We start from the raw sequence: 24,930 nt of genomic DNA, 5'->3' as shown, positions 1-24,930 counted from the left end.
AGGCGGGGTTTTATCCCTGCAAGCGCTGGCTTTGCGAGGAACAAATAAATTTGGACTGCGACGCTTAATTATCATTTTGGGCGTTATTGGCGCAGGATTATTTTTTGGGGATATCATCATCACGCCTGCTATTTCTGTGCTCAGCGCTGTTGAAGGTATTCAAACGGTTGACCCGTCCCTTCCTAGTGAGCATGTCATTCTAATTACCATAGCAATTTTGCTGATGTTATTCTCCATGCAGCGTCATGGCACATCGTTTATTGGGCGTTTTTTTGGGCCTGTGATGGTAGTATGGTTTGTAACGCTTGGTATATTAGGGTTGGCAGCGATAATACATACCCCCATCGTATTAGAAGCACTCAACCCCTATCACGCGCTGCGGTTTTCAGCAGAACATCTTCATATCATGCTTCCCATTCTTGGCGCTGTGGTACTGGCAATTACCGGCGCCGAAACCCTTTATGCGGACATGGGGCACTTCGGCCGCAAACCTATTCAGGCAGCATGGTTTTATATTGCCTTGCCTGCGCTTGCTTTGAATTATTTTGGACAGGGCGCTGCAATTTTGCAAAACCCTGCCTCTGTTGAAAATCCGTTCTATTACCTTGCGCCAGATTGGGCACGTATTAGTCTTGTTGTTTTGGCTACGCTAGCGACGATTATCGCATCGCAAGCAACCATTTCCGGCGCATTCTCGGTTGCGCGTCAGGCTATTCAAATGGGTTATTTGCCTCGCCTGAATATTACCCACACATCCGAACATGAAGCGGGACAGATTTATATTCCCACCATCAACCTCATCATGATGATTGGCGTGGTAATGGTGGTGCTTGGCTTTAAAACATCAGCTAATCTTGCCGCCGCCTACTGTATTTCCATCACCGGCATGATGATGATTACCGTAACACTGTCATTTATTGTCGCGCGGAGAATTTGGAAATGGCCGAAATGGATGTGTGCTGCTGTGTGCATACCATTGTTCCTGATTGACCTTTTATTGTTCAGTAGCAACGTACACAAAATTGCAGATGGCGGCTGGTTAACATTGACCGTTGCAGCGTTCCTGTTCTTCATCATGATTACATGGATTGATGGCAGCCGCTTCTTGTTTAAACAGATCAGTAACGCGACTATTCCGCTCAAAGACTTCATTACGTCGCTACCGTCACTTAAATTCAATCGCGTTAGTGGCACCGGCATTTTCCTTGTGCGTACCACGGGCGATACACCGCACGCATTGTTACGCAATTTCAAGCATAACCACGTCTTGCATGAACGGGTAATTATCTTAAACATCACCACCAAAGATGTACCACGTGTGCCACGTAAAGACCGCTTCCGTATTGAGGATTTGGGCAATAACTTCCTATTGGTTGAAGCAATCTACGGGTTTATGGAATTGCCCAGCATTCCACTGCTCATGCGTCAATGCGTAGAAGAAGGCCGCTTGCAAATTGACATGGGCGATACCAGCTTCTTTGTGTCGCGTACCACGCTTATTCCTGACCCGCATGTTGGGCTACCCCTTTGGCAATCAGTCATATATAAATGGTTACACGTAAATTCAGTTCGTATGCACGATTTCTATCGCATTCCAACAAATAAGGTCTTGGAAATCGGCATTCAAATGCGCCTATAAGGAAACGGGATTTCAATGAATCTTGCAATCACGCCTAACCAGGTCACCATTTTTCGTATCATTGTTGCGCCGCTGATTGCGCTTTGCATATGTGTTGACAGCCTCACTATTGCGTTTGTCCTGTTCGTACTGGCAGGCATTAGCGACTGGTATGATGGGCATCTGGCGCGCCAAACCAACAGCACTTCGGTATTCGGCCGCGTATTTGATAGTATCGCAGATAAATTATTGGTCAGCGGCACATTACTCGCGCTCGTGTTTACAGGTCGCTGCGGCAAAGAATTGATTTTCCCTGTACTGGTTATTGTCCTGCGCGAATTTTTTATTGCGGGCCTTCGTGAATACACATTGCGTGTTGGCGAAAGCAAACCCGACATCCAGGATAAAACCATGGCAACAACCAATCTTGCACGTATTAAAACCACCTTGCAGATGGTGGCGATTGGCATGCTGATTATCCCGCGTACATTCATGTATCCCTATCTGGGCATACTGGGCGGGCTGGTTTTATGGGCAGCAGCCGGAATTAGCGTCTATACAGCTTGGCAATATTGGAAAGAAGTCCGCGCCAGCGTTAAAGCCGGCATGGCCTAACGAAGCCCGTCCACATTATGCATAATGGCTTGTCCGGGCTTTATACTGCTTACGGATTGCAACGGCGATACGACTGCTTCAAACGATTGCATCAGGCCATTTAGCTTCGTCATGCTTGCGCCAAGCCCGCCAAAACCTTCGAGTATTTTCTCAAGCCGCTCTGCAAACCCTTCTGGCGCCGGAAATTGCTTGAGCATGATGCGGTCATCTTCCGGAATACCCAGCAAGCTTTTGGTATAATTTACTGCATCAACTAATCCGCCAAGCTCGTCCACAAGGCCATTATTCAGCGCTTGGTTTCCTGTCCACACGCGGCCCTTAGCTACAGCCGCCACTTCTTCATCGGTTAAATCACGCGCGGCGGCCACATGCTTTTTAAACTGCTGGTAGGTTTCGTCCACCAGCGCATCAACCTTTGCGCGCTGCGCATCAGTAAATGGTGCGGTAGCTGTCCACATATCGGCATTTTCACCTCTCGTAATTATACCCCAATGGATGCCCAGCTTATCCCACAGTACATCCGTGCCGGTAACCTTGCCTGCAATCACGCCAATCGAACCCGTTAGCGTTGCGGGATCAGCAACAATTACATCCGCCTGCGCTGCCATCCAGTAGCCACCAGAGCCTGCCATTTCACCCATCGATACAATCACGGGCAGCCCTATATTCTGCGCTTGTTCAATGCCGCGGCGAATGGTTTCCGATGCCACTGCTGACCCGCCAGGGCTATCAATTCGCAGCAAAATCGCTTCGACTTTTTCATCATCCATCGCTTCATGAATGGCTTTCACTGTTTCATCAGCAGCTATTCCGCCGCTTTTTGTTGGTCCTTCGGAGCTTTGCACGATTTCTCCTGTTGCCTCAATGAATGCAACCACCGGCTTCTTATCGTTATCATCGTTTTGCAATTCATCGCGGCGCATGGATAGATAATCTTCCGCACTCACTACCTCGGCTTTGTCGCCAAACAATTTATCCAAGCGCAACTGCAATTCATCCTCATACCCAATATGCGTGATCAGTTTTTCGTCCAAGGCCGTCTGCGCATTAATCGGCGCCACATCAATCAAGCGCATGAGATTAACTGGTTGTAATTGGCGGTCTGCGGCAATATCATCCACCATCTGTGCATTCAAATCATCAAGGATAGACCCAAGCATTTCAGCATTTGCCGCTGTAAAATCATTTTCGGTCAGCATATCCATTGCGCTTTTATATTCTTCGCGATGAACAAAATCTGCCTTGGCGCCAATCTTCTCCAACGCTTCTTTAACAAACGGCGATTGCGCAGCAAGGCCTGTTATACCAACCAAACCAAGCGGTTGTAACCATATTTCATTAAAGGAACTGGCAAGGTAATACGCCTTGTCGGCCGCGCCAAACTCCCCGAAACTGGTCGCATAGGCATAGCTAGGCTTGCCACGTTCACGAAACCGATAAACCGCATCACGTAATTCCTGTGCGCCGGCCATGGAAACTGGATTTTCACGAAAATTTCCAACCAGTACTTTTACACGTGGATCTTTCTTTGCGTAATCAATTGCCGCAATCGCATCCTTTAAAATCAATGCTCCGGATTTGCCCAGCGCCGCTTTAATTGGATTATGCTCCGCAGCTTCTGGAATGTTACTGGTTAAATCCAGGGATAAAATAATCGTTTCCGGCAAATGCTGTTTTTCGTGTGTGAGCACTATCACCCAGCCTGTCACCGATACGGCAAATACCGCAAACCCCAGAATGGCAAAGCTACGTACAACAAATTTCAATATTTTTTGCATAAATGGTTTGTGCTGGTAAGTTGCGAGAGATGCACTAAATTAGGCGTAGCAAAGCATGAAGTCATCTAAAAGATTATGTCCTTAAAATACCATGGCACAACCTGTTCTATTTTGGTTTCGACAAGATTTACGTCTAAGTGACCAGCCGGCATTATGCGCAGCGGCAGAGCTTGGCCCCGTTGTTTGTATGTATATTTTAGACGATACACTGCCCTGGCCTATGGGCGGGGCATCACGGTGGTGGCTGCACCATTCACTCGCTTCGCTTAAAAACGATTTAGATAAACTGGGCGTTCCACTCATTCTGCAACGCGGCGCAGCTAAAACTGTTGTGCCAAAACTGGCGAAAGAAATAAAGGCACGCGCTGTCTATTGGAACCGTTTGTACGAACCTGCTGCGATTGCACGGGATACCGAATTAAAAAGCACATTGAAAAATTCTGGCATTCCGGTTGAAAGTTTTAATGGCAGCCTGTTATTCGAACCATGGGAAATCAAAAATGGTTCGGGGACACATTTCAAAGTATTCACGCCGTTTGCCAAATCATGCTTGATGGGGAAAGCGCCGCCGCTTCCCGTAGATAAAACCAAGAAAATAATTGGCGCAGAATTAAATGTGCCAAGCGATAAACTGGAAGATTGGAGTTTATTACCAACCCATCCTGATTGGGCAAAGCCGCTGAACGCCACATGGGATATTGGCGAGAAAGCCGCCCATAAACGCCTGCATGAATTTTTGAATGACGGCCTCCATAACTACGCATCAGGCCGCGACAGACCCGACAAAGATAATACATCGCGCCTTTCGCCCCATTTGCATTTTGGCGAAATCAGCCCGCGGCAAGTATTTTATGCTGCCCGCCATATCGGCGAAACCAGCACGCAATCTGGCATCACCAAACAGATTGATAAATTCATCAGCGAATTATTATGGCGCGAATTTTCTTACCATTTACTATTTGCACATCAGGATTTACCGGAAGCTCCGCTGAATAAAAAATATTCAGAGTTCCCATGGGAACCAAATGATGAATTGTTCAAAGCATGGCGCAAAGGGCAGACTGGTATTCCAATTGTCGATGCAGGTATGCGCCAATTATGGCAGACGGGGTGGATGCATAACCGCGTACGCATGGTCGTTGCATCCCTGCTTATTAAAAACATGCTGCAACCTTGGCAACGCGGGGAAAGCTGGTTTTGGGATACGCTGGTTGATGCAGATTTGGCAAATAATGCCGCATCATGGCAATGGGTCGCCGGTTCTGGTGCAGATGCCTCACCTTATTACCGTATTTTTAACCCGGTCTTGCAGGGGCAGAAATTTGACCCGAATGGCGATTATGTCCGACAATTTGTGCCGGAAATAGCAAAGCTTCCTCCCGAACTGATTCACTCCCCGTGGGAAGCCACACCATTAGAATTAAAAGAAGCAGGCATCACGCTTGGTAAAACCTACCCCCACCCTGTGGTCGATTTAAAACATAGCAGAAACCGCGCACTCGAAGCCCATAAGAGAATCAAAAACACATAAATTGTATGTGAATTCAATATTCTCGGTTAATTCTAGGGTGATGAAACTACTAAAAAGTCTGCTGTTATTGGCGTGTATTATCTTCCCCTTGGCTGTGCCTGTTTGGGGTAAGGCAAGCGCTTCGTCCAATCCTGCTATTGAAAAACTGCTAAAGGCCGGTTCGAAGGCAATCGGCGCAACCGTGGACATTGCGCTGCTATCTGATTTTTATGGACGGCGGAATTATACAACCGCATGGCAACTGCATGAAAGCAGCGCCAAAACTACAGTAAAAGAATTCGCGGCGTTTGTTCATACTACGCTGGAAGAACATGGCTTGGGCGATCGTGGTTATCCGTTTCATGCCCTTGAAGAAAGGGTCAATATCGGAACTGATGAAGCATTGGCACAGGCTGACATCATCGCATCCGACATCGTACTCCGGATGGCACGTTCCCTTTCTGGGCAAGACCCCATTCCGCGTTCAAAACTTCATACATGGCCCTTAAGCCGTGATAAAACCGACATTGCTGGCGGCCTGAATAAAGCGATTAATGATGGCCGCGTTCCGGAATATCTCGAGCATTTAGCGCCGCAAGTCAAAGCCTATGCTAAGCTCAAAGAAGCCTTAAAGCTCTACCGCGAGATTGCTGATAAAGGTGGATGGACACGGGTTAAATCTGGCGGTGTCATTCAAGAAGGGTTTGATGATGACCGTCTGCTACAAATCCATAACCGTCTGGCTCAAGAAGGATTTATGCCATTCCCGAATTCACCCGCGCCGGTGAAAACATACAGCCCTGCGCTGGTTGAAGGCATGAAGCAGTTTCAGGAAACACATGGTCTTTACCCCGATGGAAATATTGGCCCTGAAACATTCCGCGCCATGAATGTGACTGCACGTGAACGTATTGACCAAATCCGCGTCAACCTTGCGCGTATTCGTCAAAGCCCACCGGATGCGTGGGAAGATATTGTCATCAACATACCGTCTGCACAACTCAGCTATTACCGCCATGGCGAAGTGGTTTATGAGGCACCGGTGGTAGTTGGCCGCGTTGACCGCCCAAGCCCGCTGGTGAAAAGCGCGATTTATGAAATGATTATTAACCCGTCATGGTATGTGCCGAGCAGCATCGCGGAAAAAGACCTGCTGCCCAAATGGGAAAAAGACCCCGAATTTCTTGAAAAACAAGGCATTCATCATCGCGGAGGAGGCGGCGACGGGATGCTGCGCCAGGATCCCGGCCCTTTAAATTCTCTTGGACGGATCAAGTTCAATTTCCAAAATCCATTTGCTGTGTATTTGCACGGAACACCACATCAGGAATTATTCGGCAAAGATGATAGAACTCGCAGCTCAGGCTGCATTCGCCTTAAAGACCCTGCTGAACTTGCACTCATCTTCATGAAAAATAATCCTGACTGGACTCCTGACCGCCTTCAAAAACGCATCGACAGTATGAAAACACAACGCGTAACCCCGCCCGAAAAAACACCGATTAAACTTTTATACTGGTCAGCAATCGTCGATTCAAAAGACCGTGTTCAGTTCTTCAACGATGTCTATGGCCTTGATGCTGAATGGGCAAAACTCTTATGAACCGGCCCGATTATGGTTAACAAAAGATTAACCTCTATGGCCTAGCTTTAACGCTTTGCGGCAATTATCGGCGGAATGAGTCGATGTGATTCAAATTCGCAACATTGCCCATTTTTGCAATTTTTTTTGGGGTACTTTCCTTGCTTTTATCGCCCAAATCAGTGATGTTGGTCACAGTTTTTATGCGCCCTTAGGCGCTTTAAGGTTTTCAAATGCTCACCACTAAACAACGTAAGCCATCACTCAATCGGCGCAAATTTTTAGGATTATCTGCAACCGCATTAGCGGTAGGCGCATCAACACTAACCGTGCCTGCGCAAGCTATTCCATTTTATAATTATCCGGTTCGCCAGCTGACATTTGTAAACACACACACCAACGAAATCTACCGTGGTACTTATTTTTATAATGGCGGATATGACCGCGCAGTAATGAGCCAGTTCAGCTACCTCATGCGCGACCATCGTGCCGAAGAAGTCGCGCGGATTGATTACCGCCTATTCGATGTACTGCATCGTTTACAAGCAAGCTTACGGAACTTTGATGCTGTGCAACTTATTTCCGGTTATCGCTCTCCGCAGACGAATGCAATGTTGGCTTCCCGTAGCAGTGGCGTAGCCAAGAACAGCTATCACGTAAAAGGTCAGGCGACCGATATCCGCATGGATGGCATTCCAACCGAATATGTGCACCGTGCCGCATTAAGCTTGGCTGCTGGCGGCGTTGGCTATTATCCCGCAAGTGATTTCGTGCACGTAGATACGGGCCCGGTGCGCACGTGGGGATATGGCGCTGGTTAACCAGCGCCTTGGGGCTACAGCGCCAACCAAGCTTTAATAAGTTAATCCTTCAGCGCTTTAGTTTTTGCGGCAACGTAATCCATAACCGCCAAAAGCACGCCGGATAGAATGAATGCGCCATGGATAACCAACATCCACATCAAATCGCGATCAGCGGTTTTTGCAGTCTCCATAAAAACTTTTAGCAAATGGATACCTGAAATCGCCACCATGGATGCAATCAATTTCAATTTCAGTGAAGCAAAATCAACATTTCCCTTCCAATCTGGTTGATCGACATGGTGCGTGGTATCAATCTTGGAAACGAAGTTTTCATAGCCCGAAAAAATCACAATCAGCAGCAGGTTTCCGGCCAGCGACAAATCAATAAGCGACAAGATTCCCAGAATAACTTCACTTTGCGTGAGATGCGGTATCCCCGCGAATAAATGCACGAGCTCCTGAAAGAAACTTACAAGCAGCAGGATTAACCCACCCACCAAACCAATATAAATTGGGGCCATTAACCAGCGGCTTGAAAACAAACCTTTTTCAATTACTTTTTCGACATTGCGTTTTAAAGAATTGGACATGGGCATTCCTGTATGGTGGAGGGAGTTTTAAATATAGATGTGTTTATGGTTTTTGAAAGGCATTTATGCAGCAAGCATAACCAGTTCGTTCAATATTTTCTCAACACCCTTTAATCGCGCAGCCTCATCATTCCACACGCGAATACACGTAAGTTTCTGGTCAGGCCGTACCTTGATGGTACCACTGTTTTTTTGGATATAATTGACCAACCGCTCTGGTTTTGCAAAAGACGCGTTTCTAAACCCAATCACTGCGCCCTTTGGCCCTGCATCCAACCGCTCCACCCCGCTTTGCTTGCAAAGCGCTTTAATGGCGACTGTTTCCAGCAAATTCTGGACTTCAACCGGCAACGCACCAAACCGGTCAATCAGTTCAGCCGCAAAGGATTCAATTTCATCACGGCTTTTTAAATCGGCTGCGCGGCGATACAAATTCAACCGCAACCCAAGGTCAGCGACATAACTTTCGGGGATAAGGACCGACATCCCCAGATTAATCTGCGGCGTCCAGCTATCATCATTCTGGTTCGCAACGCTGCCTCCATATTTGGCTTCATCACGCGCGGTTGCCACGGCCTCTTCCAGCATCTGCTGGAACAGCTCAATGCCGACTTCTCTAATATGACCGGATTGTTCCTCGCCCAATAAATTCCCCGCGCCGCGTATATCCATATCATGACTGGCCAATTGGAAGCCTGCACCCAACCCTTCCAGCGTACTGATAACCTCCAGCCGTTGCTGCGCCGTTTGGCTAAGCGCCATGCTGTTATCATAGGTCAAATAGGCATACCCGCGCTGTTTGGCGCGCCCCACCCGCCCGCGCAACTGATAAAGCTGCGCAAGGCCAAACATATCCGCACGGTGGATGATGATGGTGTTGGCATTGGGAATATCAAGTCCAGATTCCACAATATTGGTTGATAATAGCACATCGTATTTTGCTTCATCAAACGCGGTCATCACATCTTCAAGTTCGGTAGCAGTGAGCTTGCCATGCGCTGTGACAATTTTGATTTCCGGCACCAGTTCCTGTAATTGTTCACGCAGATGCGGCATATCTTCTAAACGCGGACATACATAAAAACTTTGTCCGCCGCGATAATGTTCGCGCATTAATGCTTCGCGAATAACCATCGGATCATATGGCAACACGGCAGTTCGCACCGCCAAACGGTCAACAGGCGGTGTTGTAATCAAACTTAGCTCACGTACGCCGGTAAGCGCCAATTGCAGCGTACGCGGGATGGGCGTAGCGGTAAGGGTTAACACATGCACATTCGCGCGCAGTTCTTTCAAGCGTTCCTTTTGCTTCACGCCAAAATGCTGCTCTTCATCGACAATCAGCAAGCCAAGGTTTTTAAAATGAATATCCTTGGCCAGCAGCGCATGCGTGCCTACCACAATATCAATTTTACCATCTGTCAGTAATGTTTTGGTTTCCTTGGCTTCTTTTGCGCTCACCATGCGTGACAACTGTGCAATTCGTACGGGCATACCGTTAAAACGCGACATGAAATTGCGTGTATGCTGACGCGCTAATAATGTCGTTGGGACAACCACCGCGACTTGCAACCCCGCATGCACGGCAGCAAAAGCCGCGCGAATAGCAACTTCCGTTTTACCAAACCCTACATCGCCGCACACCAAACGATCCATCGGCTTCCCGCTGGCTAAATCATCGAATACTTGGCTGATAGCCCGTTCTTGATCCGCTGTTTCGGCATAGGGGAAACGCGCCGCGAATTCCTCATATAATCCAGATGGCAACGTAATTTGTTCACCTTCTTGCACCTGACGTTCGGCAGCGATTTTTAATAATGCTTCCGCCATATCCTTCAGGCGCTTTTTAACCCGCGCTTTACGCCCCTGCCATGAAACGCTGCCCAACCTATCCAGTTGCACACCGTCTGTATTGGAGCCATAGCGCGATAACACATCCAGATTTTCAACAGGCACAAAGAGTTTATCACCGCCCTCATACACAATGCGCAGGCAATCATGCGGCGCGCCCGTAACATGCATGGTCTCCAGCCCCATGTAGCGGCCAATTCCATGTTCGCCATGCACCACCAAGTCGCCTTCATTCATTGCAGATAATTCAAGTGTGAATTTATCCGACTTACCGTGGCGCGGTTTAGGGCGCTGCAAACGGTCGCCCAAAATATCTTGCTCTGACAATACCAATAAATCTGGGGATGCAAAACCACGTTCAACAGCAAGAACGCACACCGATGGCGCGCGCTTATCGCGCTTGGTGGCTTTTTCGAAGTTATCCACCATTTCCAGTTGGTTCAGCCCATGTTCACGCATCACATGGATGATGCGCTCGGCAGAACCCTGACTATAACAGGCAATCAACACACGTCTGTCTTGCTGCGCTTGAATAAAATCACGCACGGTTTGGAATAAATTGGACGCATCTTTTGCACGGGTATCCGCGAAATCACGCGTCCTTATGCCCCCACAATTTACTGGGCAATCCACCGCATTCTGCGCAATATCGGCGATTGGAAAAGGTGAGAAATTACCCGTGGTATGGCTGATTAGCAACGCATCCCACTCTTTGCGATTTAAATAAAGACGTTCGGGCGGCAATGGGCGATACACAATCTGCCCTGCCTTCTTATCTGCCTGCTGCAATGCTTTGCGCGCCGAATAAAAATCATCAATATGGGAAAGGCGCGCGTTGACTGCTTCATCCAGCTGTGCATCAAGCAGCAACACGCCGTCTTGCACATATTCGACAAAGGAAACCATCTCCGTATAAAATAGTGGCAGCCAATGTTCCATTCCGGGATATTTACGCCCAGCGCTCACGCTTTCATACAGCGGGTCTTTGGCACTTACCCCAAACGCATCGCGGTATGCACTGCGGAAATGCGCAATCGTCACATCATCAAAAACGATTTCCGAAACTGGTTTTAAATGAACGCCATTTTGCGAATTTAATGTGCGCTGACTAATTGGATCAAAGGAACGAATGGTTTCGATATCATCACCAAACAAGTCTAGACGCAGCGGCTCATCAACACCCGGCGGAAAAATATCAATAATACTACCACGGAATGCATATTCCCCTGGTTCGCGCACCGTTTCCGCGCGCGTGAAGCCATTGCGCGCCAGAAACACTTTCAGCTTTTCGATATCCAGCATATCGCCCGGCTGTAATGACAACGACACATCACGAAATACCGACGGCGCGGGTACTTTCTGTAACATCGCCTGCACAGTGGTGATAACAAGGCGCGGTTGCTTAGGCGTTTCCAATAATCGACTTAAACAATCCACACGCGCAGCCAAAATGCCTGCACTTGGCGAAACGCGGTCATACGGCAAGCAATCCCATGCAGGGAAATTCAGAATTTCAACATGCGGATTGAAGAAGGCAACTAATTGTGCGGTTACCGCTGCCGCTAATTCATCCCCCGCAACATATACAGCACTGCGTGGGCGCGACCCGCCTGCTACTTCTGCCAATATCCGCGCATGATGACCAAAAGGTGCACCTGCCAGCGTAACCGTTTTTTTCTCATCAAGATTAAAGGTAGATGCAAACATGTTATTTCTTATTATAAAACGCGATGAGTTCCTTAAGGGCAGTATTACCCTGCACGTGTTCAGGTAGTGCTTCCTGTAAGGTTATCCAGTTATAAATATCCGGGTCATTTTCATGCATAAGCTCTTCATAGGCGCACAATTGCTCGGCGGTATAATTTGGCAAACTTGCGTCGGCAAATTTTCCCATCATCAAATCCATCTCGCGCGTACCCCTGTGCCACGAACGGAAGATAAGTTTTTTGCGTAAATGCTCTAATGCTTCAGCCATATTTTTACCTACATGAAACGCCAAACGCCGCCTTGCCCCCATGTAACTTGGTACATATCGGGCGCAGCGGGTCATATAATACGCTTCAAGCTAGCAAAATTGTCAGACCGATAAAAGCGCCTTATACATTATAGGTATGCGCCCATCCTTGCTCGATCCGTTATTTACATCACTCCAAAGCCTGAAAGGGATTGGACCGCGCTTTGCCATATTTATCGCCAAATTATGCGGGCCATTGGTGGTGGATTTGATATGGCACCGCCCCTTCCGCGTGATTGATCGGCGCGCGGCCCCGCCCATCATGCGCGCAACGCCAGGTCAAACCGTCACCTTGGAAGTTGAAGTTGAACATATCGATATGGGGAAGCACGGCAAACCATCACGCGTACGCGTTAGCAATAACACTGGATTTCTGGATATCGTTTATTTCAAAGCGTATGAAGCAACCTTGCAAAAGCAATTTCCGATTGGCGAAAAGATAATTGTCAGTGGCACATTTGATGATTTCAACGGCAAGAAACAAATCACCCATCCAGAATATGTTGTGCCAGTCTCTCGCAAACATGAAATTCCTGCTGTTGAACCCGTTTATAATCTAACTGCTGGCCTTCCATCCAAATCGCTACGTAAAAGCATTCAGCTTGCACTGGCACGTGCTCCAGAATTGCCCGAATGGATTGATGCAAGTTATTTGAAAAAACAAAGCTGGACAACATGGCGAAATGCGCTGCAAACACTGCATAACCCGCAATCGGACATCGAGTGTGCACCACAAAACCCCGCACGTTGCCGTCTTGCCTACGATGAACTGCTGGCGAACCAGCTTGCACTTGCATTAACACGCGAAAAAACCCGTGTATTGAAAGGCCGCAGCTTGATAGGCAACGGGATGTTGCAAAAAAAATTGCTGGACCAATTGCCCTTTGCGCTAACGGGTTCGCAAACCATCGCCATAAAAGAAATCAGCACCGATATGCAAAAAGGTGACCGCATGCTGCGCATGTTACAGGGTGATGTGGGCAGCGGAAAAACCTTGGTTGCACTCATGGCGATGTTGCAAGCCGTGGAAGCAGGTGCACAGGCCTGCTTAATGGTGCCCACCGAAATTCTGGCACAACAACATTTTGCCAGCATCGGCAAACTTGTCACGGGATTACCTATAACCGTCACTTTGCTTCACGGCAAATTAAATACGGCTGCGCGGCGCGAAACATTGGATGATATGGAACGTGGCAAGGCTAATATTATTATCGGCACCCATGCCGTATTTCAGGATGATGTGTGCTTTAACAACCTTGGCCTCATCGTTATTGATGAACAGCACCGTTTTGGCGTCCATCAACGCCTCGCCTTATCCGATAAAGGCATCACGCCTGACTTATTGGTCATGACCGCAACGCCTATTCCGCGCACACTTACGCTGACTACCTACGGCGACATGGAAGTGTCACGTTTAACGGAAAAACCCGCAGGGCGGCGCACGATTGATACGCGCACCATCCCGCTTGGCCGGCTTGATGAAGTTATAGAAGCAGTCGCACGCAAACTAAAAACCGGTGAGAAAGTTTATTGGGTTTGTCCATTAGTTGAAGAATCCGAATTAATTGATTTGGCTGCGGCAACAGACCGCTATGCCAAAATGAAACTGCATTTGGGCGAAGCGAATGTTGCACTCGTGCATGGGCAAATGAAATCGGCCGAACGCGAAAAGGAAATGGAACGCTTTGCCAAAGGCAATGCAGGTTTGCTGATTGCCACCACCGTTATCGAAGTGGGCGTAGATGTTCCCGATGCCACATTAATGGTGATTGAACATGCAGAACGGTTTGGTCTTGCGCAACTCCATCAATTGCGTGGACGCGTGGGGCGCAATGACAAACCATCCGCTTGTCTGTTATTATTTGCGGAGCCTTTAGGCGAAATCGCCAAAGCGCGTTTAAAAATGATGCGTGAAACCGATGATGGTTTTAAAATAGCGGAGGAAGATTTACGCCTACGCGGTCCTGGCGAATTATTGGGCAAGCGCCAAAGCGGTTATCCTGACTTTAAGCTGGCCGATTTATCGGCACATGGCGAATTACTGCAAACCGCACGCGATGATACCAAGCTGATTATCAACAAAGACCCTGAATTAGAGAGTGAGCGCGGGAAAGCCTTGCGCCACCTGCTCTATTTATTCCAGTATGATAAGGCAATTAAAACACTTCGCTCAGGATAGCCGCCATGTTCATCAATGAAGCTGCTCTTACTCTTGCCATTCTCACCGGCGCCTTTCGTGTCGGCGAAATTGTTTATGGGGAAATCAAGACCAAAACAATGCGCAGCGAAGGTGGGAAAGAATTCGCATCATGGCAACGCTGGCCTATTTTTGCTGTGTATGCATTGTGGCTAATTGCCCTACCTATTTTTACGCTCAAAAATACCCCGGTCAATTTTATTTGGCTTACCCTATACATCGGAATGCAAAGCTTGCGCTGGTGGGCAATTGTTCATCTGGGTAAATACTGGACAACACGCATCATCATTGTGCCCGGCAGTAAACCTGTTGCAGGCGGGCCCTACCGTTTCATCGCCCACCCGATTTACATTGCCTTGTTTGGTGAAGTGATTGCACTTTCCATGACATTCGGGCAATGGCCACTTGCTGCTTTTTTTGGCGGGTTGACCGCTTTGTGGATTTTCGTGCGAGTGCGTGAAGAAAATGCTGCATTGGCGCAATTGCGTTAAGGATAGGGCCCGCTGGCCCGCCCGCTTATGCGGACGAAGCCCAGCAGCGTTTGAGCGATAATTAAGAATCTCCCTTTCATCAAAATGCCATATCGCTAGACTACCGTTTACCTTTCAACCACGGGGACTTTTCATGCGCTCATTTTTCGCTTTTCTTTTGACCGTTTTTCTATCACTTTCCTCCCTCGCTATCGCACCCATGTTTGCAAACGCTCAAGGGGTGATGGTTGATAAAACTGCACCGAAAGGAACACCCACCGTGACCGCACCAGCACCCGCAGCAAATCCTGCGATTAAAGATCCTGAAAATACCTTGCTGCTTGATTTGAAGGATGGCCGTGTCATCATCGCATTGCGTCCTGACCTTGCGCCAAAACATGTCGCGCGCATCAAGGAACTGGTTCGCCAGAAATTCTATGACGGTCTTGCATTCCATCGTGTAATTGATGGCTTCATGGCCCAGGGCGGCGACCCAAAGGGTGACGGCACCGGCGGTTCGGGCAAAAATATTCCTGCTGAATTTTCATCTGAGCACCATGTGCGCGGCACAGCATCCATGGCACGCGCATCTAATCCTGATAGCGCTGACAGCCAATTCTTCATTTGCCTTGATGCTGCTCCGTTCCTTGATGGCCAATACACCGTATGGGGTCAGGTTGTGTCAGGTATGGAGTTTGTTGATCACATTAAAAAGGGCAACAAGGCCAATAACGGCACTGTGATTATTCCAGACAAAATCGTGAAAATGCAGGTTGCAGCCGACGCAAAGGAATAAGCCTATCGTCAGCTATTTTGGATGCGGGGCTTTTTTCATTTTTTTATGATATTCCTCTATAATTGTTTCACCGGATTTTTTTGCCAAATCTTCGGTGATATCGCGCAGCCGTCTGGCAACGGGTCCTTCGGGGACACCAGATGGGGTTGAAGGATGAATACGGGTGTCATTATTAGCCATGACAATCCCCCCATCTCTTTTAATAACCTCATCCGTCTTCGAAGAATACGCCATTAACTGCTATTGCACAAAAAAAACACGTCATAGGGTGGCGATATAACAGTTCTAGCACTCGCCTATGTATGAATACTTTAAATGTATGGTTAACATTTAATTACCAATATAAAATGCTATTTCGCGTGCGGCGTGAGCGACTGGCGTTTCTCACGAACCGCCGTAATCAGCGTTTCGAGTTCATCAAGCTCCGAGAGCACTCTGTTGGCTGAATCCCAGTCTTGGGTACGCAACACCGACAACAGACGAATGATGCCCATTTCAATTTCCTGACCCGTGCGCTGCGCCAACCTATCAAGTGCAACCGTGTCCAATGCGCCTTCATACATGCCATGCAATTCAGAGATAATGGCGGAGTTCTGCTGGGTTGAACTTTCTTTGGCTTCTTGTTTGTTTAGCATCAACCAATAACGGCTGCGACTAACGGGGTCGCGCAAATTATCAAACGCCATTTGCACGGCTTCGCGGTGCTTGGCCGCATAGGTTTTTTCCTGCTGGTTTCTAATTATGAAGCGTTCGGGATTAAAGGTGCGTTGCAGTGCGGCGTAGTTTTTTTCAAGCGCCTGCAAATCAAGATCAACTTTCTTCTCAATACCCATGCGTTGAAAATGATCAATATCACGCACCGGTTGAATGCTGCCGCAATGGTTACAAAACATGGCGCGAACAGATAAATTCTGATGGCACGACCAGCACAGGAAATCCTGCTGGTTTGACGAAAGGTCAATCACCTTATCAATGTCCACATTATCCATAGGGAGAATCCTTACGCTGCCTTCGTTTTGCTGCTTCGTTGATATAGGTTCAACCAAAGTTCTGCAAGTTTTTCTAACTCGGCGATGCTGGTTCCCCAGCCGAAACTAACCCTAATCGCCGATGTTGCATCGGCTTCGCTCGCGCCCATGGCTTTTAATACGGGTGATGGCTGCACTTTTCCGCTGGAACAAGCCGAACCGCTGCTCACCGCCACACCTGCTAAATCAAACGCCATTAATTGGGTATCATTGCGCACCCCCGGCATAGTGATGCAGGAGATTCCGGCAACGCGCGGCGCGTCTGCGCCAAACACTTTGGCTTGCGGTACACGCTGTGTAATCAGCATTTCAAACATACCGCGCCATTTTATCCATTCACTTGCTTTTTCCAAATCTGCATCGATTAATTCAACGGCACACCCAAATCCGGTTATCGCTGCCACATTTTCCGTGCCAGCACGTTTGCGTGATTCTTGACTACCGCCCGTAATCATCGGTGCCAGTTTGATGGTGTCATTTGCAATCAATGCGCCAATACCCTGCGGCCCGCCAAGTTTATGCGCGGAAATGCTCATCATATCTACGCCCAAATCCTTGAAATTTATTGGCATACGGCCTGCGCCCTGCACAGCGTCGCAATGAATGATTGCACCATATTCCTTCGCAAGTGCCGCTGCTTCCTTTACAGGCTGAATAACGCCCGTTTCATTATTGACCAGCATGATACTTACAAAGGCATGAGGATTTGCTTTAAGAAGCTCTTCCAAGCTATTGAGATTTATCGCGCCATCTTCCTGCACATCAATAATCAGCGGAGCATGCGCCGTTTGCATAATGGATGGATGTTCAATCGCAGAAACAATATGGGGGCGTCCCACAAATTGATGAAACGCCAGATTGTTGGCTTCGGTTGCACCGCTGGTGAACGTGATTTGTGATGGCTTGGTATGGTACCGCTTGGCAATGAGCGCCCTTGCCCCCTCCACTTTATGGCGAGCATCGCGGCCAAACCCATGCACCGACGATGCATTGCCATGACTTTCAAGTGCCAGCGTCATTGCCTTAATCACCTCAGGCTTCACGGGCGTGGTTGCGGCATAATCCAGATAAACTGATGTATTACTCATTGGGCGGTCATTAATCCCTCTATATATAAGCGCCCAAACTACCACAAACCAAAGCAGTTGTTTTTAATTTCAAACCTGTCTGCTACGTTGCCTTTATAAGCGGATTTCTGAGTTTTTTGTTCATTTATGCCTTTCATTAAAGGATTTTTTTGGGCTTGATGCACGAAAACCTTGAAAATTAACGATTTAATCCGCTATAGTGAATTTATTAACAAATTGTAAACAGCCAATTTAAGGGTGTGCAGTATGCCAGAAGTCCTATTTAACGGCCCAGCCGGACGTCTCGAAGGCCGTTATAGCCCAGGTAAATCACCAACCGCGCCCATCGCGCTGGTTTTGCACCCTTCCCCGCAACATGGCGGCACGATGAACAACAAGGTCGTGTTCAACGTCTATCAATCATTCACCAGCCGCGATTTCGCAACATTACGCTTCAACTTCCGCGGCGTTGGCCGTTCCCAGGGTTCATATGACCGCGGCGAAGGCGAATTGGCCGATGCAACCTCCGCGCTCGATTGGTTGCAAACCATCAACCCCGCCGCGCGCAGCGTGTGGGTTGCAGGCTTCTCCTTCGGTTCATGGATTGGCATGCAATTGCTGATGCGCCGCCCAGAAATCGACAGCTTCATTTCCATCGCGCCGCCCGCCAACATGCTCGACTTCACCTTCCTTGCCCCATGCCCCACCAGCGGCATGATCATTCAAGGCGATCAAGATGAAATCGTGCCCGAACCAAGCGTTGCCAAACTGGTGCACAAGCTTTCCTACCAACGCGGCATCAAAATCGATTACCGCGTCATTCAAGGCGCAGACCACTTCTTCACCGACAAAACCGACCACATGCAAAAGGCCGTTGAAAGCTATCTCGACCAAGCCCTATTCAACCCGGCAAGCATGGGCTTTGCGATGGCGGGGTAGCCAACTAAGGTTCTTAACTAATTAGAAAAACCGGCCCTGATTAATGAATGGAGCCGGTTTTTTCATGCCTTGAACTGGCAGTTCCAAGCGATAACTGTTAATAACTGGTTACCATTTAATAAAATGTGAAGTATTTTCCGCGAAAATATGCGGATGGCAACTCAAGCACAAAAAAATGCGGCAGCAGCAGCGCAAGCCGAATTAAACGAAATCAACGCTGCTAGCGGTAATTTAGGCCAGCAGATTTTCAATAATTCAGAATATCAAGCCGCATTCAGAAAAAAAGATGGATCAGTATACACGCTTGCTGAACTAGATAGTGTTTCATTGCTAAGTGATGCTGAAGCGTATGCAAAAAGTGCGTTCATTCTGAGTAGAACGCGTTCAGGCTTAGAAGCGGCAATGGCCGAAGCCGCAAAAAAAGGAACAACTGTTTTTATCAATGGCGCTTCGGTTCCTGCTGGCGCAGACCCTCTGGCAGGTATCACCAAACTGGACCAACTTAATGGCATAAATGTTGGACCAGACCCCGCTTATATTGCGCGACTACAAGCTATTATTGACGCAGGAAACGCACCCGACCCAGTGGTGGTAACACCAACCAGAGCAACCACCGCTATTCGAACAACAACCTTTATTCCCACCACAGCACCTGTTGCACGGCCAAGCTCAGCGCCAATCGCAACACCAAGCGTAGTTTCAACACCATCATTACCGCATGGTGAACCAAAAGCATTTACCACAACCAGCTTGCCAATGCAGATTGCAACACCTTCAGCGGCGCCAACATCTACTCCATCTGCGCTTCTGCAAGCCGATGAAGTTATTACGTTGCAAAATAATACATTTGTAACACGGCAGAACGATGCAGGCACAACTATAGTTACAACAAGCAAGCTTGAAACGATTGCTACTGTACCGCGATCAGCTACCTTGGCGCCCACACTGACTGCCCCGCGCCCAACCTCCGCAACTTCTATGCCGACAAGAGCAGCGCCAACACAAGCTGCAACAGCTGCTGCGCCATTCTCAATGGGCAGAATAACACCGCAAACAACTGTGCTGGATTTGATTGTAAACGGCATTCAAACATCCTCGGATCCAGAAGCAGCACTGTTAAGAAAAACAGCTACCGATAAACTGACCGAAGAATTGAAAAAAACTAAGCCGGAACTTGCGAATAATCAGCAAGCGTTAGAAGCCGCGATCAGACAAGGATTGCCCATATCCATTCGCGGACTTGTTGTTGCACTTAGTGCAGATAAAGCCGTTCAACAAAAAATTGCGAGTGGCTTTCTGGATGGGATGCGCCGTGAAAGCCCTGGTGCCGAGCACTCATCATTCTACAAACACCTCAAAACGCTTTCCAGCGAACCCGCCACGTTTAGTGCTTTTCTCAACGCCAATATGCTGGATGGTATTTCGCGCGATTACGAAGCACGCATACGTGCAGAAAATAACGGACAAGTGCCACACCGCGTGAGTGACGCTGTGGCGGCCAATATCATGCGCGTCAAACCTGAAATCAAAAAATACAATGATCAGGTCGGGCAGGACATTCATGACTTCGTGCGTAATCCTGAAATATCGCGCCAGCGCCTTTTGCAAAGTCCAAAGACGCAAGCTGAAATTCGCGCTGGTCTTGCACAATACAAAAAAGACCATCCATTCCAAACCTTTTTTGCCGGTATGTTTGGCGTCAATATGGAACAGCGGGCGCAGGAAGAAGCCAGAAAACGGATTGCACGCGAAGTAAAAAATAAAAACTATTCACATGAAATTCAATCAGGCTTCGTGGATGAATTAAACCGCCGGACCGAAGGCGAATTGCGCGGCGAACAACTTGCGAATATGCGAGCATTCACGCGCTATCTCGGTCATCTGCCCTATAGCCGCTTCATTCAGGAAGATATCAGCCCGCGCCGCATATCATCAATTATTCTTGGCATCGAACAGCCTGGCGAACAAAATGCACCATCGCGGCATTTGATACCGCCACAACTTGTGTCCAGAGCGCAAAACCCGTATGTGAATGTGGCGGCAACGCCAACCCAGCCCCTGCTGATGCAACCCCATGGTTCGCCATCGCGTGCGCCATCGCCGCAAAGCGCCGCGTAACCTATCTTCTTCCGGTTGTTGTCTTAAAACTGATAGGCAAGCCCAGTACTTCGCGCACGGCCATATAAGCAAACGCCTGCGCTTCGATGGCGTCGCCATTCAGCTTTATCCATTCAACCGGCATGGTTTTGATACGCGTTGCCTTTTGTAGACGGTGCAACAATTCAATATTTTTTCTTCCGCCGCCGCATACGATTATTGTCTTTGGTTTTTTGGGGCAAAACTTCAACGTCTGCGCAATCGCTTCCACGGTCATTTGCGTAAGCGTTGCCGCGCCATCCTCTGCATTCAGATGGCCTGGCATGTATTTCAAAAACGTATTTCTGTCCAACGATTTGGGCATGGGCTCTTTGAAATACGCATTGGCTAAAAAGCGCTTAACCCACTTCGCATCAACTGTGCCCTTTGCAGCAAGCTTACCGCCATTATCATATAGCCCTTTTTTATGACGTTGGACCCAATCATCAATCAGCGCATTGCCAGGGCCCGTATCGCAGGCCAGCAATTGTCCTGCGCCGATATACGTAATATTCGCAACCCCACCAATATTCAAAAATACGATGGGTGTCTTTTGGCTTGCTGACAAAGCCCGATGATACACAGGAACCAATGGCGCACCCTGCCCGCCCGCTTTAACATCATCACTGCGGAAATCATAAACAACAGGAATACCCGTAAGCTTATGCAATAATTTTCCATCGCCAATCTGCACCGTCACTTTTTTAGCGGGTTCATGGTGCAGTGTGTGTCCATGAAACCCGACGCAATCGATATCCTTCGCACGTAATTCGAATTGTTTTAAAAATGCCTTTACCGCCCGTGCATGAAGCTTTGTTAATTCTTTTTCAAGGGATGGCGCTTTGCGCTTGCCCAATGCCGCTTTCAATTTTTTACGAAACCCGGCGCTGTAAGGATAACTTGCAAAAGCTCCGGTTTTGACGTGTTTCTTGCCATCGGTTTGCAACAACGCAACATCAATCCCATCCATGGATGTGCCGCTCATCAGCCCAATTGCACTAAATAGGCGCTTTTTAGAACGATTGATTGATTTGGAGAATTTAGCCATAAATATAATGCTAGTTACATCTTACCAAAACTGAAACAAAAAATGACTGCTTCGAATTCAACTTTCCTGCAAACGCTTCATTCACGCGGCTATATCCACCAAATCACCGATGAAAAGGGATTGGATGCAGCAGCAGCCAATAAAACAATTACCGCCTATATCGGCTTTGACGCGACCGCAGATTCGCTTCATGTCGGCAATCTTGTTTCAATCATGCTGCTGCGCCGCCTGCAACAGGCCGGCCATAAACCGATTGTGCTTATGGGCGGCGGCACCACCAAAGTCGGCGACCCATCAGGCAAAGATGAAACCCGCCAATTGCTGAATGATGAAAAGATTGCATCAAACATTGCATCCATCAAAACTATTTTTGGCAATTATCTGAAATTCGGCAACGGCCCAACAGATGCTATCATGGTCAATAATGCCGACTGGCTTGATAAACTCGAATACATTTCATTCCTGCGCGATGTCGGCCGCCATTTTACCATCAACCGCATGCTAGCCTTTGATAGCGTGAAACTTCGCCTTGACCGCGAACAACCGCTAACCTTCCTTGAATTCAATTATATGATTATGCAGGCCTATGATTTTGTGGAATTGCACAAGCGCTATGGCTGCCTACTGCAAATGGGCGGTTCCGACCAATGGGGTAATATCGTCAATGGTACAGACCTTGGCCACAAAATGGCGCAGGCGAATTTGTTTGGTTTAACAACGCCTCTGATTACCACATCATCCGGCGCAAAAATGGGCAAGACTGCCGCAGGCGCTGTTTGGCTGAAGGCTGATAAGCTCAGCCCCTATGATTACTGGCAATTCTGGCGCAATACCGAAGATGCAGATGTAGGCAAATTCCTAAAACTATTTACCGATTTGCCGCTTGATGAAATCGCACGGCTATCAGCATTACAGGGAAATGAAATCAATGACGCAAAAAAGGTTCTAGCGTTTGAAGCAACCAAATTATGCCATGGTGAAAAAGCAGCCCATGACGCCGCCGAGACCGCGCGCAAAACATTCGAAGAAGGAAGCGTCGGCGATAATTTGCCTATTATCACTTACTCAAAAGAAGATTTGCAGATCGGCATTCCCGTATTAGACGCATTGGTGAAGGCTGGTTTTGCAACTAGCAAAGGCCATGCTCGTCGTTTAATTGAGGGCGGTGGCGCTAAAGTTGATGACACGCGTTTGCTTAACATAAATTATATTTTAAAAAGCGATGGCGCAGATATCAAACTTTCTGCCGGAAAAAAACTGCACGCGCTGATTAAAGCGGTGTAATCAAGGCCTTTGCCCAAAACCATAGTTAAAAATGGTTAACTGCCGTTAATCAAAGTAAGGGTTTGTTATTCAAATTAGCGAATAATAATCGCTTATTTGATGATGATTCCGAGCAACCGATGAATAATATTTTTTATGACGCAAGGACGAATGTATCGCCCGATGGCGTATTGCGCGCTGCCGGACTGGAATTATCAACCGTAACCCAGCAACTTTATTCCAACCCGCGCGCACTTTTCTGGAACAACAAAGCTAATCTGTTTGAGCAACTTCGCAACTATGCAGCTACGCATGGGATCCACGATACATTTGTCAGCCGCGAGACATTAAACGGGCTTCTATCCACACGCGATCCAAATGACAAGGCGATTGCCGACCGCTTGATGACCGAAAGCATCATGCGCACAGCACAAGAAATTACCCGAAGCAATGGCAGCGATTTTGCCCAAACATTCAAAAATGCAATGCTATTGCCTGCACAAATGACTTCGCCAAATGCAAAAACGCCTGCGCAGTTGCAAATTGAAGCCGCATTAGATGCCGCTGGCCCACAACACCCGATATACAACAGCATGCGAGAGCAATACGCACACCTTGCTGCACGCGGCAATTTGGACCACCCGAAACTGGTCAGCCTGCGTGTAGCGATGGCAAAAGTTCGTAAGGAAGGATTTGATGATTCAGTTCCTAATAACATGATTAGAGTAAACATCCCCGAACGCAGAGCACATTACAGCATCAACGGGGTTCAGGGCGATTCAGCCGTTGTCATTGGTGGTGCCCTGCGACCCGATGGCACCATGAAAACGACCCCGATTGCGACTGGGGAAGTTAAAAGCGCCATCTTGCAGCCGGTCTGGGATATACCGCCATCTATAGCTGAATCCAAAGGGCTAATGAACCCTGAGCTTATCACCAATTTGCGCAGACAATATCTGGCCTCTGGCGGTACAGGCAACACCTATGACTTTACACACACAAATGGTGAACGCTACACGATCGATTTCTCAAGGCAGAATATTCCTGGCGTTAGTCCATTTTCACAAAAAACCAGTCCTTCCAATCCACTTGGCGGCATCAAACTAATTTTAGGCGGGCAATTCGCCGCCAACAGTATCCGTATGCACCATACGGCAAACGGATCATCCTTCAATCAATCGCAACTCAGCTCTGGCTGCATTCGCGTAGAAAAAGTTGCAGATATTGTTGCCGCATTATCAACAAATCCTAACCTTGGCGCCGGGTATGGCTATGCAAATAACCGCGATTTGATTCAAGCCGCGATGACACCCGGCAATTTAGACCAGAATGGCCGCCAGCAATGGGCGCACCCTGAATTTGCCAATATGCGTATTCCGATTAATCAGGGCATCAATGTACGAACAACCTATAATACCGTGACATGGGATGCGCAGAATAACCGTGCGGTCGTGCACCGCGATATTTACCGCCGTGACAAGTATGCGGATGTGCCATCACGCTTTGCCATGCCGCCTATCGCATTCCAGAATGGCGCAATTATTCCAGCCGTTGATAATTCACGTCAGGCACATACCGCCGCGCCGCGCTATCAACCGGTTCAAACATAATTCTGATGAGTTTTT

Annotated in this window: 20 protein-coding genes; 12 read left to right on the top strand and 8 right to left on the bottom strand. The window is 48.1% G+C overall.

Features of this window, described 5'->3' with window-relative positions:
* On the top strand, nucleotides 1–1,639 hold a 1,639-nt coding region (locus tag SFW65_02025), incomplete at its 5' end, for a KUP/HAK/KT family potassium transporter (GenBank protein ID MDX1921894.1).
* Nucleotides 1,640–1,654: 15 nt separating this feature from the next.
* Nucleotides 1,655–2,233, top strand: coding sequence for a CDP-diacylglycerol--glycerol-3-phosphate 3-phosphatidyltransferase (gene pgsA, locus SFW65_02020; GenBank protein MDX1921893.1), 579 nt, complete (start codon nucleotides 1,655–1,657; stop codon nucleotides 2,231–2,233).
* On the opposite strand, the gene sppA is transcribed toward pgsA, so the two are convergent.
* Nucleotides 2,230–3,999: a signal peptide peptidase SppA gene (sppA, locus tag SFW65_02015; GenBank protein ID MDX1921892.1), complete on the bottom strand. Its 1,770-nt coding sequence runs from the start codon at nucleotides 3,997–3,999 to the stop codon at nucleotides 2,230–2,232. The two genes, pgsA and sppA, sit on opposite strands and share 4 nt — an antisense overlap.
* 103 nt (nucleotides 4,000–4,102) lie before the next feature.
* Here sppA and SFW65_02010 point away from each other — a divergent pair, with 103 nt between their 5' ends.
* The 3 genes from SFW65_02010 (at nucleotide 4,103) to SFW65_02000 (ending at nucleotide 7,924) form a co-directional block, all read left to right on the top strand.
* Nucleotides 4,103–5,542, top strand: coding sequence for a deoxyribodipyrimidine photo-lyase (locus SFW65_02010; GenBank protein ID MDX1921891.1), 1,440 nt, complete (start codon nucleotides 4,103–4,105; stop codon nucleotides 5,540–5,542).
* A 40-nt stretch (nucleotides 5,543–5,582) separates the two neighbouring features.
* Entirely contained in the window at nucleotides 5,583–7,124 is a 1,542-nt protein-coding gene (locus SFW65_02005) for a L,D-transpeptidase family protein (protein MDX1921890.1), read from the top strand.
* Between the two features lie 212 nt (nucleotides 7,125–7,336).
* The gene (locus tag SFW65_02000; protein ID MDX1921889.1) at nucleotides 7,337–7,924 is read left to right on the top strand and encodes a YcbK family protein; all 588 of its coding nucleotides are present in this window, start codon (nucleotides 7,337–7,339) and stop codon (nucleotides 7,922–7,924) included.
* A gap of 41 nt (nucleotides 7,925–7,965) precedes the next feature.
* Here the strand turns inward: SFW65_02000 and SFW65_01995 are convergent, their stop codons facing one another.
* The 3 genes from SFW65_01995 to SFW65_01985 all read right to left on the bottom strand — a co-directional run bounded on the left by SFW65_01995 (nucleotide 7,966) and on the right by SFW65_01985 (nucleotide 12,322).
* Nucleotides 7,966–8,496, bottom strand: coding sequence for a TIGR00645 family protein (locus SFW65_01995; protein ID MDX1921888.1), 531 nt, complete (start codon nucleotides 8,494–8,496; stop codon nucleotides 7,966–7,968).
* A gap of 63 nt (nucleotides 8,497–8,559) precedes the next feature.
* On the bottom strand, nucleotides 8,560–12,054 hold the full coding sequence (gene mfd / locus SFW65_01990) for a transcription-repair coupling factor (protein MDX1921887.1): 3,495 nt from the start codon (nucleotides 12,052–12,054) through the stop codon (nucleotides 8,560–8,562).
* A gap of 1 nt (nucleotide 12,055) precedes the next feature.
* A complete protein-coding gene (locus SFW65_01985) occupies nucleotides 12,056–12,322 on the bottom strand; it encodes a succinate dehydrogenase assembly factor 2 (protein MDX1921886.1) in 267 nt (88 codons plus the stop codon).
* Nucleotides 12,323–12,458: 136 nt separating this feature from the next.
* Between SFW65_01985 and recG the strand changes: the two genes are divergently transcribed.
* The 3 genes from recG to SFW65_01970 all read left to right on the top strand — a co-directional run bounded on the left by recG (nucleotide 12,459) and on the right by SFW65_01970 (nucleotide 15,824).
* Nucleotides 12,459–14,540, top strand: coding sequence for an ATP-dependent DNA helicase RecG (recG, locus tag SFW65_01980; GenBank protein MDX1921885.1), 2,082 nt, complete (start codon nucleotides 12,459–12,461; stop codon nucleotides 14,538–14,540).
* Nucleotides 14,541–14,545: 5 nt separating this feature from the next.
* Complete coding sequence (locus SFW65_01975; GenBank protein MDX1921884.1) at nucleotides 14,546–15,049, top strand: isoprenylcysteine carboxylmethyltransferase family protein; 504 nt, start codon at nucleotides 14,546–14,548, stop codon at nucleotides 15,047–15,049.
* Nucleotides 15,050–15,272: 223 nt separating this feature from the next.
* Nucleotides 15,273–15,824 carry a peptidylprolyl isomerase gene (locus SFW65_01970; GenBank protein MDX1921883.1) on the top strand — a complete coding sequence of 184 codons (552 nt, stop codon included), beginning with the start codon at nucleotides 15,273–15,275 and terminating at the stop codon, nucleotides 15,822–15,824.
* A 12-nt stretch (nucleotides 15,825–15,836) separates the two neighbouring features.
* Here SFW65_01970 and SFW65_01965 read toward each other — a convergent pair whose 3' ends face one another.
* The 3 genes from SFW65_01965 to SFW65_01955 form a co-directional block, all read right to left on the bottom strand.
* Entirely contained in the window at nucleotides 15,837–16,004 is a 168-nt protein-coding gene (locus SFW65_01965; GenBank protein ID MDX1921882.1) for a hypothetical protein, read from the bottom strand.
* Nucleotides 16,005–16,174: 170 nt separating this feature from the next.
* Nucleotides 16,175–16,813, bottom strand: coding sequence for a Fe-S protein assembly co-chaperone HscB (gene hscB, locus SFW65_01960; GenBank protein MDX1921881.1), 639 nt, complete (start codon nucleotides 16,811–16,813; stop codon nucleotides 16,175–16,177).
* A gap of 11 nt (nucleotides 16,814–16,824) precedes the next feature.
* On the bottom strand, nucleotides 16,825–17,940 hold the full coding sequence (locus SFW65_01955) for a cysteine desulfurase family protein (protein MDX1921880.1): 1,116 nt from the start codon (nucleotides 17,938–17,940) through the stop codon (nucleotides 16,825–16,827).
* A gap of 246 nt (nucleotides 17,941–18,186) precedes the next feature.
* On the opposite strand from SFW65_01955, the gene SFW65_01950 reads away from it, so the two are divergent.
* A complete protein-coding gene (locus SFW65_01950) occupies nucleotides 18,187–18,858 on the top strand; it encodes an alpha/beta hydrolase (protein MDX1921879.1) in 672 nt (223 codons plus the stop codon).
* A gap of 147 nt (nucleotides 18,859–19,005) precedes the next feature.
* Nucleotides 19,006–20,976: a hypothetical protein gene (locus tag SFW65_01945; GenBank protein ID MDX1921878.1), complete on the top strand. Its 1,971-nt coding sequence runs from the start codon at nucleotides 19,006–19,008 to the stop codon at nucleotides 20,974–20,976.
* A gap of 1 nt (nucleotide 20,977) precedes the next feature.
* On the opposite strand, the gene SFW65_01940 is transcribed toward SFW65_01945, so the two are convergent.
* Nucleotides 20,978–22,042: an anhydro-N-acetylmuramic acid kinase gene (locus SFW65_01940; GenBank protein ID MDX1921877.1), complete on the bottom strand. Its 1,065-nt coding sequence runs from the start codon at nucleotides 22,040–22,042 to the stop codon at nucleotides 20,978–20,980.
* A 42-nt stretch (nucleotides 22,043–22,084) separates the two neighbouring features.
* On the opposite strand from SFW65_01940, the gene tyrS reads away from it, so the two are divergent.
* The gene (gene tyrS / locus SFW65_01935; protein MDX1921876.1) at nucleotides 22,085–23,326 is read left to right on the top strand and encodes a tyrosine--tRNA ligase; all 1,242 of its coding nucleotides are present in this window, start codon (nucleotides 22,085–22,087) and stop codon (nucleotides 23,324–23,326) included.
* Between the two features lie 119 nt (nucleotides 23,327–23,445).
* Complete coding sequence (locus tag SFW65_01930; GenBank protein MDX1921875.1) at nucleotides 23,446–24,915, top strand: L,D-transpeptidase family protein; 1,470 nt, start codon at nucleotides 23,446–23,448, stop codon at nucleotides 24,913–24,915.
* Nucleotides 24,916–24,930 lie beyond the last annotated feature (15 nt).

The organism is Alphaproteobacteria bacterium (assembly GCA_033762625.1).
In the GTDB taxonomy this organism is placed as follows: Bacteria; Pseudomonadota; Alphaproteobacteria; order UBA9219; family RGZA01; genus RGZA01.
The sequence above is the reverse complement of the archived record's forward strand: the minus strand, read 5'-3'. Positions and strand labels throughout refer to the sequence as shown.

What these genes read in the sequence shown, in the direction of transcription:
- recG (MDX1921885.1), top strand. Translation starts at nt 12,459, where the DNA reads ATGCGCCCATCCTTGCTCGATCCGTTATTTACATCACTCCAAAGCCTG.
- mfd (MDX1921887.1), bottom strand. Translation starts at nt 12,054, where the DNA reads ATGTTTGCATCTACCTTTAATCTTGATGAGAAAAAAACGGTTACGCTG.
- SFW65_01985 (MDX1921886.1), bottom strand. Translation starts at nt 12,322, where the DNA reads ATGGCTGAAGCATTAGAGCATTTACGCAAAAAACTTATCTTCCGTTCG.
- SFW65_01930 (MDX1921875.1), top strand. Translation starts at nt 23,446, where the DNA reads ATGAATAATATTTTTTATGACGCAAGGACGAATGTATCGCCCGATGGC.
- hscB (MDX1921881.1), bottom strand. Translation starts at nt 16,813, where the DNA reads ATGGATAATGTGGACATTGATAAGGTGATTGACCTTTCGTCAAACCAG.
- SFW65_01955 (MDX1921880.1), bottom strand. Translation starts at nt 17,940, where the DNA reads ATGAGTAATACATCAGTTTATCTGGATTATGCCGCAACCACGCCCGTG.
- SFW65_01945 (MDX1921878.1), top strand. Translation starts at nt 19,006, where the DNA reads ATGCGGATGGCAACTCAAGCACAAAAAAATGCGGCAGCAGCAGCGCAA.
- SFW65_01995 (MDX1921888.1), bottom strand. Translation starts at nt 8,496, where the DNA reads ATGTCCAATTCTTTAAAACGCAATGTCGAAAAAGTAATTGAAAAAGGT.
- SFW65_02005 (MDX1921890.1), top strand. Translation starts at nt 5,583, where the DNA reads ATGAAACTACTAAAAAGTCTGCTGTTATTGGCGTGTATTATCTTCCCC.
- SFW65_01965 (MDX1921882.1), bottom strand. Translation starts at nt 16,004, where the DNA reads ATGGCTAATAATGACACCCGTATTCATCCTTCAACCCCATCTGGTGTC.
- tyrS (MDX1921876.1), top strand. Translation starts at nt 22,085, where the DNA reads ATGACTGCTTCGAATTCAACTTTCCTGCAAACGCTTCATTCACGCGGC.
- SFW65_02000 (MDX1921889.1), top strand. Translation starts at nt 7,337, where the DNA reads ATGCTCACCACTAAACAACGTAAGCCATCACTCAATCGGCGCAAATTT.
- SFW65_01950 (MDX1921879.1), top strand. Translation starts at nt 18,187, where the DNA reads ATGCCAGAAGTCCTATTTAACGGCCCAGCCGGACGTCTCGAAGGCCGT.
- SFW65_01975 (MDX1921884.1), top strand. Translation starts at nt 14,546, where the DNA reads ATGTTCATCAATGAAGCTGCTCTTACTCTTGCCATTCTCACCGGCGCC.
- SFW65_01940 (MDX1921877.1), bottom strand. Translation starts at nt 22,042, where the DNA reads ATGGCTAAATTCTCCAAATCAATCAATCGTTCTAAAAAGCGCCTATTT.
- pgsA (MDX1921893.1), top strand. Translation starts at nt 1,655, where the DNA reads ATGAATCTTGCAATCACGCCTAACCAGGTCACCATTTTTCGTATCATT.
- SFW65_02010 (MDX1921891.1), top strand. Translation starts at nt 4,103, where the DNA reads ATGGCACAACCTGTTCTATTTTGGTTTCGACAAGATTTACGTCTAAGT.
- SFW65_01970 (MDX1921883.1), top strand. Translation starts at nt 15,273, where the DNA reads ATGGTTGATAAAACTGCACCGAAAGGAACACCCACCGTGACCGCACCA.